This window comes from Streptomyces bugieae (genome assembly GCF_036352915.1).
Lineage (GTDB): Bacteria > Actinomycetota > Actinomycetes > Streptomycetales > Streptomycetaceae > Streptomyces > Streptomyces endophytica.
In genome coordinates this window covers 1-13623 of the sequence record NZ_JAZBJP010000033.1, presented here as the reverse complement: position 1 = coordinate 13623, position 13623 = coordinate 1, and the positions used below count along the sequence as shown (strand labels likewise).

General features: G+C 72.6%; 14 protein-coding genes. 5 read left to right on the top strand and 9 right to left on the bottom strand.

The window, feature by feature from the left end; genetic code table 11:
- The first annotated feature begins 46 nt into the window (after window positions 1–46).
- Window positions 47–1297 (top strand): styrene monooxygenase/indole monooxygenase family protein, encoded by a 1251-nt coding sequence (locus V2J85_RS32860; RefSeq protein WP_330823623.1) that lies wholly within the window; start codon window positions 47–49, stop codon window positions 1295–1297.
- Window positions 1298–1907: 610 nt separating this feature from the next.
- Here the strand turns inward: V2J85_RS32860 and V2J85_RS32855 are convergent.
- The 3 genes from V2J85_RS32855 to V2J85_RS32845 all read right to left on the bottom strand — a co-directional run bounded on the left by V2J85_RS32855 (window position 1908) and on the right by V2J85_RS32845 (window position 3970).
- Complete coding sequence (locus V2J85_RS32855; protein ID WP_330823622.1) at window positions 1908–2171, bottom strand: hypothetical protein; 264 nt, start codon at window positions 2169–2171, stop codon at window positions 1908–1910.
- 36 nt (window positions 2172–2207) lie between these two features.
- Window positions 2208–2948 (bottom strand): TetR/AcrR family transcriptional regulator, encoded by a 741-nt coding sequence (locus V2J85_RS32850; RefSeq protein ID WP_330823621.1) that lies wholly within the window; start codon window positions 2946–2948, stop codon window positions 2208–2210.
- A 74-nt stretch (window positions 2949–3022) separates the two neighbouring features.
- Complete coding sequence (locus V2J85_RS32845; RefSeq protein ID WP_261955714.1) at window positions 3023–3970, bottom strand: AurF N-oxygenase family protein; 948 nt, start codon at window positions 3968–3970, stop codon at window positions 3023–3025.
- A gap of 171 nt (window positions 3971–4141) precedes the next feature.
- Here V2J85_RS32845 and V2J85_RS32840 point away from each other — a divergent pair, with 171 nt between their 5' ends.
- On the top strand, window positions 4142–5251 hold the full coding sequence (locus tag V2J85_RS32840; protein WP_261955713.1) for a ferritin-like domain-containing protein: 1110 nt from the start codon (window positions 4142–4144) through the stop codon (window positions 5249–5251).
- A gap of 46 nt (window positions 5252–5297) precedes the next feature.
- Window positions 5298–6224 (top strand): ADP-ribosylglycohydrolase family protein, encoded by a 927-nt coding sequence (locus tag V2J85_RS32835; protein ID WP_330823620.1) that lies wholly within the window; start codon window positions 5298–5300, stop codon window positions 6222–6224.
- On the opposite strand, the gene V2J85_RS32830 is transcribed toward V2J85_RS32835, so the two are convergent.
- Window positions 6136–7056: an alpha/beta fold hydrolase gene (locus tag V2J85_RS32830; protein ID WP_330823619.1), complete on the bottom strand. Its 921-nt coding sequence runs from the start codon at window positions 7054–7056 to the stop codon at window positions 6136–6138. The genes V2J85_RS32835 and V2J85_RS32830 overlap by 89 nt on opposite strands.
- Before the next feature lie 128 nt (window positions 7057–7184).
- On the opposite strand from V2J85_RS32830, the gene V2J85_RS32825 reads away from it, so the two are divergent.
- Entirely contained in the window at window positions 7185–7637 is a 453-nt protein-coding gene (locus V2J85_RS32825; RefSeq protein ID WP_330823618.1) for a MarR family winged helix-turn-helix transcriptional regulator, read from the top strand.
- An 11-nt stretch (window positions 7638–7648) separates the two neighbouring features.
- On the opposite strand, the gene V2J85_RS32820 is transcribed toward V2J85_RS32825, so the two are convergent.
- From V2J85_RS32820 to V2J85_RS32800, 5 genes are all read right to left on the bottom strand, one after another.
- Complete coding sequence (locus V2J85_RS32820) at window positions 7649–8479, bottom strand: ABC transporter ATP-binding protein (protein WP_261955709.1); 831 nt, start codon at window positions 8477–8479, stop codon at window positions 7649–7651.
- Between the two features lie 94 nt (window positions 8480–8573).
- Window positions 8574–9074 (bottom strand): HD domain-containing protein, encoded by a 501-nt coding sequence (locus tag V2J85_RS32815; RefSeq protein ID WP_261955708.1) that lies wholly within the window; start codon window positions 9072–9074, stop codon window positions 8574–8576.
- Window positions 9075–9139: 65 nt separating this feature from the next.
- Window positions 9140–10591: a penicillin-binding transpeptidase domain-containing protein gene (locus tag V2J85_RS32810; protein ID WP_261955707.1), complete on the bottom strand. Its 1452-nt coding sequence runs from the start codon at window positions 10589–10591 to the stop codon at window positions 9140–9142.
- Window positions 10588–12051: an FtsW/RodA/SpoVE family cell cycle protein gene (locus tag V2J85_RS32805; protein ID WP_261955706.1), complete on the bottom strand. Its 1464-nt coding sequence runs from the start codon at window positions 12049–12051 to the stop codon at window positions 10588–10590. Before V2J85_RS32805 ends, V2J85_RS32810 begins: the two co-directional genes overlap by 4 nt.
- Before the next feature lie 210 nt (window positions 12052–12261).
- A complete protein-coding gene (locus V2J85_RS32800; RefSeq protein ID WP_330823617.1) occupies window positions 12262–12606 on the bottom strand; it encodes a hypothetical protein in 345 nt (114 codons plus the stop codon).
- 364 nt (window positions 12607–12970) lie between these two features.
- On the opposite strand from V2J85_RS32800, the gene V2J85_RS32795 reads away from it, so the two are divergent.
- Window positions 12971–13486 carry a nuclear transport factor 2 family protein gene (locus V2J85_RS32795; RefSeq protein ID WP_330823616.1) on the top strand — a complete coding sequence of 172 codons (516 nt, stop codon included), beginning with the start codon at window positions 12971–12973 and terminating at the stop codon, window positions 13484–13486.
- The last annotated feature ends 137 nt before the right edge of the window (window positions 13487–13623 follow it).

The following is a 13623-nucleotide window of genomic DNA, read 5'->3' as shown; positions in this document are numbered from 1 at the left end:
CCACCCCTCACCCCCGAACATCGCAGTAGCAGAGAAGAGTGCCGCCATGCGGAAGATACTCATCATCGGAGCCGGCCAGTCCGGTCTCCAGCTCGCCCTGGGCCTGCAGTCCAAGGGCTACGAGGTCACCCTCATGTCCAACCGCACCGCCGACGAGATCCGCTCCGGCCGGGTCATGTCGACGCAGTGCATGTTCCACACCGCCCTCCAGCACGAGCGCGACCTCGACATCAACTTCTGGGAGAGCCAGGCCCCGCGCATCGAGGGCCTCGGCGTCTCCGTCGCCGCCCCCGGCAGCCACGAGGGACCCGACGGCACCCAGCGCGCCATCGACTGGGTCGGCACGCTCGACGGCTACGCCCAGTCCGTCGACCAGCGGGTGAAGATGGCCGGCTGGATGGAGACCTTCGCGCAGCGCGGCGGCCAGCTCGTCATCCACGGCGCCGCCGTCTCCGACCTGGACTTCTTCGCGAGCCGCTACGACCTGACGATGGTCTCGGCCGGCAAGGGCGAGCTGGTGTCCATGTTCGGCCGGGACGCCTCCCGTTCGCCGTACGACGCCCCGCAGCGGGCGCTGGCCGTCGCCTACGTGCACGGCATGGGCCCCCGCCCGGAGCACCCCGACTTCGAGGCGGTGCGCTGCAACGTCGTTCCCGGTGTCGGCGAGCTCTTCGTGATGCCGACGCTCACCACCTCCGGCCGCGCCGACATCCTCTTCTGGGAGGGCATCCCCGGCGGCCCGCTGGACGTCTTCGGGCAGGTCAAGGACCCCGCCGAGCACCTGGCCGTCACCCTGGACCTGATGAAGACGTTCCTGCCGTGGGAGTACGACCGCTGCACCAAGGTCGAACTGACCGACGCCAACGGCACGCTGTCCGGCCGCTACGCGCCCACCGTGCGCAACCCGATCGGCCGGCTGCCCTCCGGCGGCCTGGTCCTCGGCGTCGCCGACGTGGTCGTCGCCAACGACCCGATCACCGGCCAGGGCTCCAACTCGGCCTCCAAGTGCGCCGCCGCCTACCTCTCCTCCATTGTGGAGCGCGGTGCGGAGCCGTTCGACGAGGAGTGGATGCAGGCCACGTTCGACCGCTACTGGGACACCGCCCAGCACGTCACCAAGTGGACCAACGCGATGCTGGCCCCGCCGCCGGAGCACGTCCTGAACATCCTCGGCGCGGCCGGCCAGCTCCAGCCCGTCGCCGACCGCTTCGCCAACGGCTTCAACGACCCGTCCGACTTCGAGAACTTCTTCTTCGAACCGGACAAGGCCGCGGCGTATCTCGCGTCGCTCGGCTGAATCCCACGTACCTGGCTGTCCCGCCGCGGGGCTCGCTCGTCGTTGCGCCTGCGGCGGGCTGGGTGGGTGTCGGGTGCGGTGACGGGCCTCCGGGGCCGGTTGTGTGGACTGCTGACGCTTTACGTCCACACAACCGGCCCCTCCGGCCCGTCCCCTCCCGATGGGGGAGAAGGAAACGGTGGGTGGGGGCGGGCGTCGCCGCTAGGTTCGGTGCTCGTCAGCACGGATACGCCCCCACCCGTGGCTGAGCACCCCCACCCACTCCACCGCGCGTACGTGAGAACACCGCTCGCCCCCACCGGCCTCTTCCCCTCCCCCAACGGGAGGGGACGGGCCGGAGGGGGCTTGTTCGTGGACGTAAAGCGTCAGCAGTCCACGAACAAGCCCCCGGAGGTCCGTCACCGCACCCACAACGACCTAGCCCGCCGCAGGCGCAACGGCGAGAACAACCGCGGCGAGACAGACAGGTACGTGGGAGGCGCCGCAAAGCGCGCAACGGCGAGAACAACCGCGGCGAGACAGACAGGTACGTGGGAGGCGCCGCAAAGCGCGCAACGGCGAGACGACCCGCGGCGGGAAAGCCAGGTACGTGGGGGAGTTCGCTGTTCGCTCACCCCCTGGTCCAGGGCCACTTGAGGCCCCTGGACGTCCCCTTGGCCTCCGAGACGTATTCGTATTTCCACCCCCGTGGCAACCCCAGGCGCCCCACCCGTCCCGGCACCCGTCGATAGACATGCACCGTCGGGGGCCGTCCGTCGTCGTTCGGTACCGGGATCTCGTAGGTCTTCGGGGGCTGGCCGGTCATCCCGACCAGTACGGGCAGCACCCGGCCGTCCAGGGGGCCGCCCACGAAGGGCGTGTTCTCGCTTCGCACGCCCCCAGTCTCACATCACGGGGGTCGCCGTGCAGGTCACAGCAGGTGGGTGGCGTCACTCACGACCGGCAGGATGCGGCGGGCCAGGTCGCCGACCGGGCCTTCGGAGGGCTCCATCCGCAGCGCTCCCCGGGTCACCCGCGCGGTCTGCGGATCGCGTGCCGCGGTCGCGGTGAGCAGGGCGACGAAGTGGTCGACCAGCCAGTCGCGCAGCTCGTCGAGCGGCGGCCGCTTGCCCTCGTCGAGCCAGATCAGCGAGGCGCCCTCGACGGCGGTGATCCACATCCGGACCGTCATCCGCAGCCGCAGGCCCGGTTCCGGCTCGCCCAGGTGGCGCAGGATCTGGTCGGCCGCGGCGCGCCGCACCTCGTCCACGATCGCGCTCGTACGGGAGGTCTCCACGACGCTGCCGCCCTGGAGCAGCGCGCTGAAGCCGGCGTCGTGTTCGTCGACGAACGCCAGGTAGCGGTCCAGCGCACGGGACAGCCGCTGGGTGAGCGGCCCGGTCTCGGGCTCGGCGAAGCAGCGCTCCAGGATGTCCGCGGCACTGCGCAGCGCGGCCTCGTACAACTGCTGCTTGCCGCCGGGGAAGTAGCGGTAGACGAGCGGCCGCGAGACCTGGGCGGCGGTGGCCACGTCGTCCAGCGAGACGTCCTCCGGTGCGTGCTGCGCGAACAGCCCGAGGGCCGCCGCGAGCAGTTGGCTGCGGCGCTGCTCGACGCTCAGCCTGCGGTAGGCGGGTCGGGGTACTGCTGGGGCGGTGCCGCTGCCGTTCATGGGCAGCAGCGTAACCGCCCCGGATTTCCGCTCGTACAGGTGCTCGCCCCCAACGGTCGCCGCGGCCGGCCGCTTCAGGCCAGCAGGCCCGAGCTGCGCCACAGCCGGCGGCCCACGCCGCGCAGTACGCCGATCTCGTCGAGGAAGTCGGTCAGCCGCCGGGCGCCGGACTGCATCACCTCGCGGCGGTGGCCGCTGGCCTTCACCTGGGCCACCGCCTCCCGCTTGTCCAGCCCGACATTGCGGTACACGTCCGGATTGACGAAGGCGACGGAGAACACCCGGGCCGCCTCGCCGCAGCTGAGGCGGGTCAACTCCCGCTCCCAGCGGGGTGCGGTGACCATCTGGCGGCGGAGTTCCTCGCGGGCGTAGCGGACGTGCCGGGCCTCCTCGACGACGTGGATCCGGGTCACCCCGCGCACCAGGCTCTGCACCCGCTCGTCCGGGAAGGTCAGCCGCTGCATCCAGTCCAGGATCTCCTCGCCGAGCAGGGTGCAGGCGAACGAACCGGGGGTGGTGGAGACGGTCTTGAGGATCCGGGCGAGGTGGTGGTTGAGGCGGGAGACCGGGTAGGTGGGCGCCCCGCCGCGCTGGATCATGCGCGCGAACATCTTGGAGTGCCGGCACTCGTCGGCGATCTCGGTGAGTGCGTAGCGGACGTGGGCGCTGGTCACCGGCTTGTCGTAGATGTGCCGGACCAGCAGCTGCATCAGGATGATCTCGAACCAGATGCCCAGCGAGGCGAGCGAGGCGGCCTCGTGGCGGGCGAGGTCCTGCTGCTGCTCCAGCGACATCTTCTTCCACAGGGGCGTGTCGTAGAGCGAGACCAGCTCCGGCGGCCAGAACCACTTGCCCTCTTCGAGGGGCGCGTCCCAGTCGAGTTCGGTGTCGGGGTCGAAGGAGTGCTTGGCCGAGGAGTCGAGCAGTCGCTCGGCGACCTGTTCCCGGTCCTTGAGCAGACCGAGGGCGTCCCGGAGGACTTCGGTGTCCGTCGCGGTCAGTGCGGTGGGCGCGCTCGTCATGGCTGTGGCTACCTCGCTAGTGGCGTGTTACCCGCGGTCAGCTCTTATGAGACTGCTTGTCAGCAAGCTCGTCAATCCCTCCCGCACGACTTATTGACCCGCCGGTAAGAAACGTGTGAGCCTGCCAACCACCGCCGATGACATGGCGGTTGGCGAGCGGAGGAGGCGTCCGTGTCCACCCGAGACCTGTACGTGCGCAACCCGGGCGACGACCTGTGGGCGGTGCCGGCGACCGGCGCGGCCCGGTTCAACTGGGAGTACGACGACGGGCGCGACCGGCTGCTCGCGCTCTACCAGAAGGGCAAGGACAAGCAGTGGGACGCCACCCTGCGGATCGACTGGGACCTGGAGGTCGACCCCAAGGACCCGCTCGGCACCCCTGACGAGTCGATGTCCCTGTACGGCACGAAGTACTGGGACAAGATGACCGAGAAGGACCGCGGTGATCTGCGCCAGCACTACACCGCCTGGCAGTTCAGCCAGTTCCTGCACGGCGAACAGGGCGCCATGGTCTGCGCGGCCCGGATCGTGGAATCCGTTCCGGACCTCGACGCGAAGTTCTATTCGGCGACCCAGACCATGGACGAGGCCCGGCACGCCGAGATATACAGCCGGTTCCTCCAGGAGAAGATCGGGATGCTCTACCCGATCAACGACAATCTCCAGGCGCTGCTCGCCGACACCCTCAGGGATTCCCGCTGGGACATGCCCTACCTCGGCATGCAGGTGCTGATCGAGGGCCTGGCGCTGGCCGCCTTCGGCATGATCCGGGACACCACCGACAAGCCGCTGCCCAAGCAGATCCTGGCCTACGTCATGCAGGACGAGGCCCGTCACGTGGCCTTCGGCCGGATGGCGCTGCGCGACTACTACAAACAGCTCACCGACGCCGAACTGCGCGAACGCGAGGAATTCGTCATCGAGGGCTGCTATTTGATGCGCGACCGGCTGCGCGGCCTCGAAGTCCTGGAGAACTTCGGCATTCCACCCAAGGAGGCCGCCGAATTCACCGAACGCTCCGAATTCCTGCACCTCTTCCGGAAACTGCTGTTCAGCCGGATCGTCCCGTGCGTCAAGGACATCGGGCTGTGGGGCGAACGGCTCCAGCGCGCCTATGTGGACCTGGGCGTCTTCGAGCTGGGGGACGCCAATCTCGATCTGCTGATGGCCCAGGACGAGGAACTCGCCGAGAAACTGGACGCCGAGCGGTTCGCCGCCGAGGAGGCGGCCCGTACGGCCGAGGTCGCGGCGGCCATCGCGGAGGGCGAGGCGGACGGCTGACCGGGGCGGCCCCCAGGGCCCCGGGATCGAGTGGCAGGATCCCGGCATGGACACGGACGACCGCCGGCGGGCCGCACGCACCGCCCTCGAAGGGCTGGCGTACGGCGACGCCTTCGGGGAGCGCTTCTTCCGCATCTTCCGCCGGCCGGACGAGGCCCGCCGGCTGATCGCCACCCGCACGATCCCGCCCGAGCCGCACTGGCACTGGACCGACGACACCGCCATGGCCCTCGACCTGCTCGCCGTCCTGGAGGAGTACGGCGAGGTGGCGGAGCGGCCGCTGGCCGAGCGGTTCGCCGCCACCTACCGGGCCGACCCCGGGCGCGGCTACGGCTCCGGCATGCACGCGCTGCTGCCGCGCGTCGCCGCCACCCCGGACCAGTGGGAGGAACTCGCGGGCCTGCTCTTCGGCGGCGAGGGCAGCCTCGGCAACGGCGCCGCCATGCGCGTGGCCCCGCTCGGCGCCTGGTTCCACGACGATCTCGACCGCGCCGCCGACCAGGCCGCCCGCTCCGCCCGGGTCACCCACGCCCACCCCGAGGGCGTCGCCGGCGCGGTCGCGGTGGCCGTCGCGGCCGCCCTCTCCGCCCGCGGCGACGTCCCGTCCCTCGCCGCCGTCGCCGACCGCACCCCCGACGGTCCGGTCCGCCAGGGCCTGCTCCGCGCCGCCGCCCTGCCGCCCGGCACCACCCCCGAGCAGGCCGCCGCCGCACTGGGCAGCGGCCGGCGCATCCGCGCCGACGACACCGTCCCGTTCGCCCTGTGGTGCGCGGCCGCCCCCCGAGCCCGGCAGGAGCAGGGCGGTACCCCCGCCCCCGGCGACCTGGAATCCGCCCTCTGGACCACCGCCGCCGGCTTCGGCGACGTGGACACCACCTGCGCCATCACGGGCGGTGTGGTGGCGGCCCGTACGGGGGTGGCGGCGCTGCCGGAGGAGTGGCGGGCGCGCCGGGAACCGCTGCCAGGAAACTGAGCACCCGCCGGGCGGGCTCGCCGTCCGTGTTCTCCGGCAGGGAGTGGTGGGTGGCGCCCGCCACGGTCTCGATCCGTGCGCCCGGCAGCGCCCGTTCGGCACCGGCCGCGACCCGCCGCAGGTCGTGCGCCCGGCTGCGCCCCGCCAGCAGCACCAGCGCCGGCAGCCCGGCCGCCGCCGGCCCGGACAGGTCCGGTCGCGGCCCGGTCACCACCTTCGCGCCCCGGAAGGCGACCGCGCCCACGCCCATCAGCCGCACCAACTCCGGCGCCGGCGGCGCGCCCCCGGTCTCCCACGCCAGGAACCGGCGGGTGCTCCGCTCCCCGGGCCGTACGAACAGCGGCACCGCCCGCGCCAGATAGGACGGCCGGAAGGGGGCGAAACACCCGGTCGGATCGAGCAGCACCAGCCGGTCCACCCGGCGCGGCGCCCGGGCCGCGTAACTCAGCGCGACCCAGCCGCCGTACGAGTGCCCGAGCAGTGTGGCCGAGGTCAGCCCGAGGCCGTCGAGGACCCCGTCGAGCCAGGCCATCAGGTCCGCCGGCCGGCGCACCGGGCGGCCGCCGGGCACGCTCAGTCCCGGGGTGCCCATCTGGTCGACCGCGTGGACCCGGTGCGTGCCGGCGAGCGCCGGGGCGAGCGCGTACCAGACGGCCGAGGTGGTGCCGCCGCCGTGCAGCAGCACCAGCGGCGGGCCTTCGGCGGGTCCGCAGGCATGGACGCGGGTGGTGCCGAACTCCGAGGGCAGGTCGAGCCGTTCCACGGTGCCCGGCCAGCGCGCCATGGCCTGCGCGTAGGCGGCGGGGAAGGCGGTGGGGTCGGTGGCTGCCATACGACCGTCCTCTCGGTCACCGAGCGCCCGGACCGCCGTGCCGGCCACCGTGCTCAGTGTCTCGCTGGGCAAGTATCTCGATGAGCGAGATATTAGGGTACGGTGCGGGACGGGAAAGGCGGTCGGGCATGGTGCAGCGGCAGGAACCCGCGGGGATGGAACTGATCCATCTGCTGCGCGAGGTGACCCTCCAACTCGACCTGGCGGGCGCGCAGTTCGCCGGACGCAACGGTCTGCACCCCACCGACCTGCGGGCTCTGATCGGCCTGCTGGACGCGGCCCGGGCCGGCGTCCCCTCGACCCCCGGCCGGCTCGGCGCGCACCTCGGCCTGAACTCCGCCGGCACCACCGCGCTCGTCGACCGCCTGGAGCGGCTCGGCCTGATCCGCCGGGTCCGGGACACCCGGGACCGGCGCCGGATCCTGCTGGAGGTGGACGAGCGCGCGGTCGCCCTGGGCCAGTCGTTCTTCGGCCCGCTGATCGACCGCACGCTGGCCCTGCTCGACACCTTCGACACCGGCGAACGGGCCGCGATCCGCCGGTTCCTGGACGGCGTCCGCGAGGCGGCACAGAGCCCGTAGGGAAGCCTCCGCTAGCGGCGGCCCGAGCGGGCCAGCCAGCGGCCCTCGTGGCGGGAGACCTCGATCGGCCGCCCGAAGCAGGCCGTCATCCGCTCCCCGGTCAGCACCTCGTCCACCGGCCCGCGCGCCTGCACCCGGCCGTCCCGCAGCAGCAGCGCATGGCCGATGGCCGGGGACAGCTCCTCCAGGTGATGGGTGACCGTCACCGTCGCCAACTCCGGCCGCCCGGTGGCGAGTCGGTGCAGGGCGTCGATCAGGTCCTCCCGGGACGGCAGGTCCAGCGCGTTGAACGGCTCGTCGAGCAGCAGCAGCGAAGGGTCGGCCATCAGCGCCCGGGCGATCAGCAGCCGGGCCCGCTGCCCGCCCGAACACACGCCGTACGGCCGGTCCGCCAGCTCCTTGCAGTCCAGCTCGGCGAGGAGGGCGTGGGCGCGCTCGCGGGTGGCCTCGTCGTACTTGCGCCACAGCGGCTGCACGGTCCCGGTCGCGCCGGTCAGCACGACCGTGTGCCCGGTGGCGTCCTGCGGAACCTTCTGGGCGCTGGAGACCAGCCCGATCGCCGCCCGCAGTTCCCGCACGTCCACCGAGCCGAGCCGGTGCCCGAGCACCTCGACGCTGCCGACCGTCGGGAACATCAGCGCACCGATGAGACGCAGCACGGTGGTCTTGCCGGCCCCGTTCGCGCCGAGCAGCGCCCAGTGCTCGCCGGACCGCACGGTCCAGTCGATGCCGTCGAGGATGACCTGTCCGGTGGTGTAGCGGCGGACGCCGACGCCCTCCAGGGCGGCGATCACGCGCGCCGCCCCCGGGGTGGTGGGGTCCGAAGGCTGGGTGGGAGTCATCGCCGCAGACTAGCTGTGTACACCACCTTTTTGTGCGGGCGTCCGGGGTGTGGACCGGGGGAGCGCGAGCCGGCCGGGGTCGGAGCCGACGCGCTCAGACCAGGCCCAACAGCCCCCGCACCCGCGCGTACTTCGCGGTCAGCCGCTCCCGGGTCGCCGCGTCCAGCACGGCCAGCCGGGCCGGATCGGCGTTGTGCGCCAGGTCCGCCTCCTTGACCAGCAGCGCGCCGGGCGTGGCCAGAATGCGCGCGGTGTACTCCTCGACCGGCTCGCCCGGCCGCTTGGTGACCGCCAGCACCATCGCCTTGGTCGCACCGGTCAGCGCCGCACCGGCCAGCCACTCCTCGCTCAGCGCGGCGTCCTCGACCGCGTCGTGCAGCCAGGCGGCCGCGATCTGCTCGTCGCTGCCGCCCCGTTCGCGTACGCCGGCGGCCACCGCGGCCAGGTGCTCGGCATACGGGCGGCCCGCCTTGTCGGTCTGCCCCTCGTGCGCGCGCCGGGCCAGCGCCTCCACTTCGGACAGCGACAGGGGCGGACGGGACGGCGCAGCGGAGGGCGAGGGGGAGGGCGAGGGGGAGGGAGTCGGGTCAGCCATGCGGCCATTGTGGCGCGGGCCCGGCCCGGCCACCGTGGTCCGCCGCCATCACCCCGCCACCGCGATCACCGCGCGACCGCCATCACCGCCCGGGCGATCGGCGCCGCATGCCCCCCGCCGCTGATGTCCGCGCGCTCGGCCGCCGCGTCCTCGACGACCACGGCCACCGCGACCGTCGGTTCGTAGGTGTCGTTGGTCCGCGCCCAGGAGATGAACCAGGCGTACGGCGTGCCCTCGTTGTGCACCCCGTGCTGGGCGGTGCCCGTCTTGCCGCCGACGGTGAGGCCCTTGACAGCGGCGCGCCGCCCGCTGCCGTGCGCGACCACGTCGATCATCATCTCCTGGAGCTGCTCGGCGGTGGCCGGGTTGATCACCTGGCGGGTGGTCGGATGCGGACCGTCCGCGACCATCACCCCGTCCGCGTCGGTCACCTGGTCGACGAGGTACGGCGGCGTCAGCTGCCCCCCGTTGGCGACCGCCGCCGCGACCATCGCCATCTGGAGCGGGGTGGCCGCGGTGTCGTACTGCCCGATGGCCGACAGCGCGACCTGCGCCGGATCCATGCGGGTGTCGAAATGGCTGGGCGCGACCGGCGACGGAACCCGCAGTCGGCGGTCGTTGAAGCCGAACCGCCGCGCCATCGCGGCCATCCCGCGCAGCCCGACCTCGTCGCCCAGTCGCGCGAACACGGTGTTGCAGGAGGCCCGGAACGCCTCCTTCAGCGAGGCGTCCGCACAGTCCTTCGCGGCATTGCCGAGCCGGGTGGCGGTGCCCGGCAGCAGGTACGGATCCGGCGAGTCCGTCGGCGCGTCGATGTCGGTGACCCGGCCGCTCTCCAGTGCGGCGGCCGCGGTGACGACCTTGAAGGTCGACCCGGGCGGATAGGTCTGTGCCAGCGCCCGGTTGAGCATCGGCCGCTCCGCGGCGGCGTTCAGGCGGCGCCAGGCATCGTCGACCGCGGGCCCGTTGCCGGACAGCACCCCCGGTTCGTACGACGGGGAGCTGACCAGCGCCAGGATCCGCCCGGTGCGCGGCTCGATCGCGGCCACCGCGCCCTTCCGGCCGTCCAGCCCGGCGAACGCGGCGCGCTGCATCCGCGGATCGATGGTGGTGTGGACCTGGCCGCCGGGCTGGTGGGTCCGGGTCAGCCGGTCCCACCAGGGGAAGGTGGCGAGCCGCGGGTCGGTGCCGGCGAGCACGGGGTCCTCGGCGTGTTCCAGCAGCGACGTCCCGTAGGTCTGCGAGGAGTAGCCGGTGACCGGTGCGTAGAGCGGCCCGTCGGCGTACGCGCGCTCGTAGCGCAGCCGCCCGCCGCTGTCCCGCGAGCCGGTGACCGGCCGGCCCGCGACGAGCACGGCGCCCCGCGGCTGCGCGTACCGTGCGATCGCCGCCCGCCGGTTGGCCGGGCTGGCGTCGTAGCGCTCCGCTTCGTAGACCTGCACCCGGGCGGCGTTGACCAGGAGCGCGAGGAGGAGCAGGAAGGAGAACGCGGCGGTGTGCCGGATACCGCGGATCAACGCCCGGCCTCCGGGGCGGGCGCGCCGCCGGCCGCGTCCCGGGCCCGCACCGGCGTCATGAACCCCACCACCCAGCTCCCGCCGCCGGCCGACTGCTGCCCCGGCGGCCGCGGCGCCCGCGCCCGGTCGCTGACCTTCAGCAGCAGCGCGACGATGATCCAGTTCGTGACCACCGACGACCCGCCCTGGGCGAGGAACGGCATCGCCATCCCGGTCAGCGGGATCAGCCCCATCACCCCGCCCGCGATGACGAACACCTGGATCGCCGGCAGCGCCGCCAGCCCCACGGCCAGCAGGCTGCCGAACGGATCGGGCTGCCCCAGCGCGGCCCGGTAACCGCGGCCCACCAGCAGCGCGTACAGCACGAACAGCGCCGACAGCCCGGCCAGCCCGAGCTCCTCACCGCACGTGGCCAGGATGAAGTCGGACTTCATGGCGAAGCCGATCAGATACGAGTGGCCCTGCCCGAGCCCGGTGCCGAACACCCCGCCCGCGGCGAACGCGAACAGCGACTGGGCGAGCTGCCCGGCGCCCTTCCCGGCCGCGATCCCGGCGAACGGATGCTGCCAGTCCTCGACCCGACTGTGCACATGCGGCTCCAACGTCCCCACCGCGGCCGCCCCGACGGCCGCGAGCAGCAGCCCGACCGCGATCCAGCCGGTCCGCCCGGTCGCCACGTACAGCAGCACCACGAAGATCCCGAAGAACAGCAGCGAGGTGCCCAGATCGCGTTCGAGGACCAGCACCGCCACGCTGACCAGCCAGACCGCCACGACCGGCCCCAGCACCCGCCCGGCCGGCAGCCGCAGCCGCCCCACCGTGCGGCCGGTGTGCGCCAGCGCGCCGCCGTTGGCGGCCAGGTACGCCGCGAAGAACACGGTGATCAGCACCTTGGCGAACTCACCGGGCTGAAGGGAGAAACCGGCCAGCCGGATCCAGATCTTCGCCCCGTTCACGGCGGGGAACAGGATCGGCGCGACCATCAGCAGCAGCGCGAGCGCCGCGCACACATACGCGTACCGCTGCAGCACGCGGTGGTCGCGCAGCAGCAGCACCACCGCGATGCACAGCGCCACCCCGACCGTCGACCACATCAGCTGGGCGGGCGCGGCCCGGTCCCCGGGCGTCTCCAGATCGAGCCGGAAGATCAGCACCAGCCCGAGCCCGTTGAGCAGCACGGCCGTGGGCAGCAGCAGCGGATCGGCGTACGGCGCGCGGAAGCGCACGACGAGATGCGCGAGCAGCGCCAGCCCACCGAGCCCCGCGCCGTACCGGACCGCGCCGCCCGGCACCGCATGCCCACGGGCCAGGCCGACGACGACGTACCCGCAGACGCTGATCAGCACGGCGCCCACGAGGAGGGCCAGTTCGATACCGCGCTGCTTGGCACGCGGCGGCAGGGCGGGGGAAGGGTCCGCCGGATGCCGTCCGGCGGCGACCGCCCTTGCCCTCGCCGTCATGCCTGGCAACGTAGCAAGCAGTGGCCGCTATTTCCGTTATGTCGGATGTGGCGGCCGGAGGGTCCGCACGTCCGGCCGGGGGTCCGCACGTCGGGGGGCGGACGTCCGGCCGAGGGGCGGCCGCACGTCCGGCCGGGGAGCCGCACGTCCGGACGTGGAGGCCCTGCATGCGGGGGCGGGGGGTCCGGCCGTCCGGGTCGGTGCCGTTGATCAGCACCAGCGGGGGTCCGCCCCCTCGCTCACGATCCCGCGCTCCGAAGACCAGGCGTACGAGGCGTCGCTGAGCTTGTACCAGACCGGGTTCCCCTTGACGCGCTGCCCGTTGACCTGGCAGACGATCCCCACCACGGCCCCGTACCGCTTCGACCCGACGGACCGGTACCGGTTGCTCGGCCCCGTCCGCACCACCAGCCCCTCCTCGGCCACCACCCGCCCCATGGGCCGGGCGGGACTGCCGGGGTTGTCGTCCGCCGCCGCCACGACCGGGGCCGCCAGGCTCACCGGCCCCGCGGCGACGGCCCCACCCAGCACCCCGGAAACGACCCAGAGGCTCACCCGGCCGACCTTCCTCTGCCACGAAGCCGAATGCCGCGAAGGCGAGTGCCATGAAGGCGAATGCCGCGAAGGCGAGTGCCACGAGTGCGAACGCTGCCGAAACATGCGCTTCCTCCCACGGAGAAAAGGCCCCGAGCCACGGAGAAAAGACCCCGAGCAGGACCCGAGCAAGATCCGAGCAAGACCCCGAGAACCTCTCCCTCACGCTAAGGAGACCCCATAGCGTCCGCAACCGCTCACGCTACGTAGCGTCAATGCCTCCCCATTGCTCGTCGGCACGGCAACTACGGCCCACGCATTCCGCCACCGACGAACACCACCGAAATGCATCGGCCAACCCCCACCCATCCGCTTGGCTTCCCCCATGCCGACCGAAGACCGCGAAACCACCAACGACAGCGAAACCACCAACGACAGCGAAACCGCCAAGGACAGCGAAGCCAACGAAGGCAGCGAAACGGCCGAAACCAGGGAAACGGTCCAAGGCAAGGAGACCGCCGAAGCCGGAGAAACCGTTCCCGCCGACCGGGCGAAACTGCTCCGCCGCATGTACGAGATCTTCAACACCCAGCAGGTCGACGACTTCACCCGCGCCGCATTCCACCCGGACGTCGACTGGCCGAACGTCGCCGAGGGCACGCGCCTGCACGGCATCGACGCCGTCCTCGCCTACTGGAAGCGTCAGTTCGCCGTCGCTCACCCCCTCGTACGGATGGAGGGCATGGCCGCGGAGCCCGACGGCCGCATCGCCGTCCGCGTACGCACCGGCCTCCGGGACGCCACCGGAGACCACTGGTCCGACACTCTCCTCCGCCACGTCTACGCCTTCCGCGACGGCAAGGTGGCCCACATGGAAGTCCGCCAGGACACGGAGGCGTAGGGGGATGAGGACGGGGACGAGGACGGGGACGCTGCCTGAACGCCCGGCGGCCACCGGCCGGCCGAGTCCCCGAAGGGCGCACCCCGCACCGCCCCGCGCCACCTCGCATCACCCCGGCCCACCCACCCCCACCACCC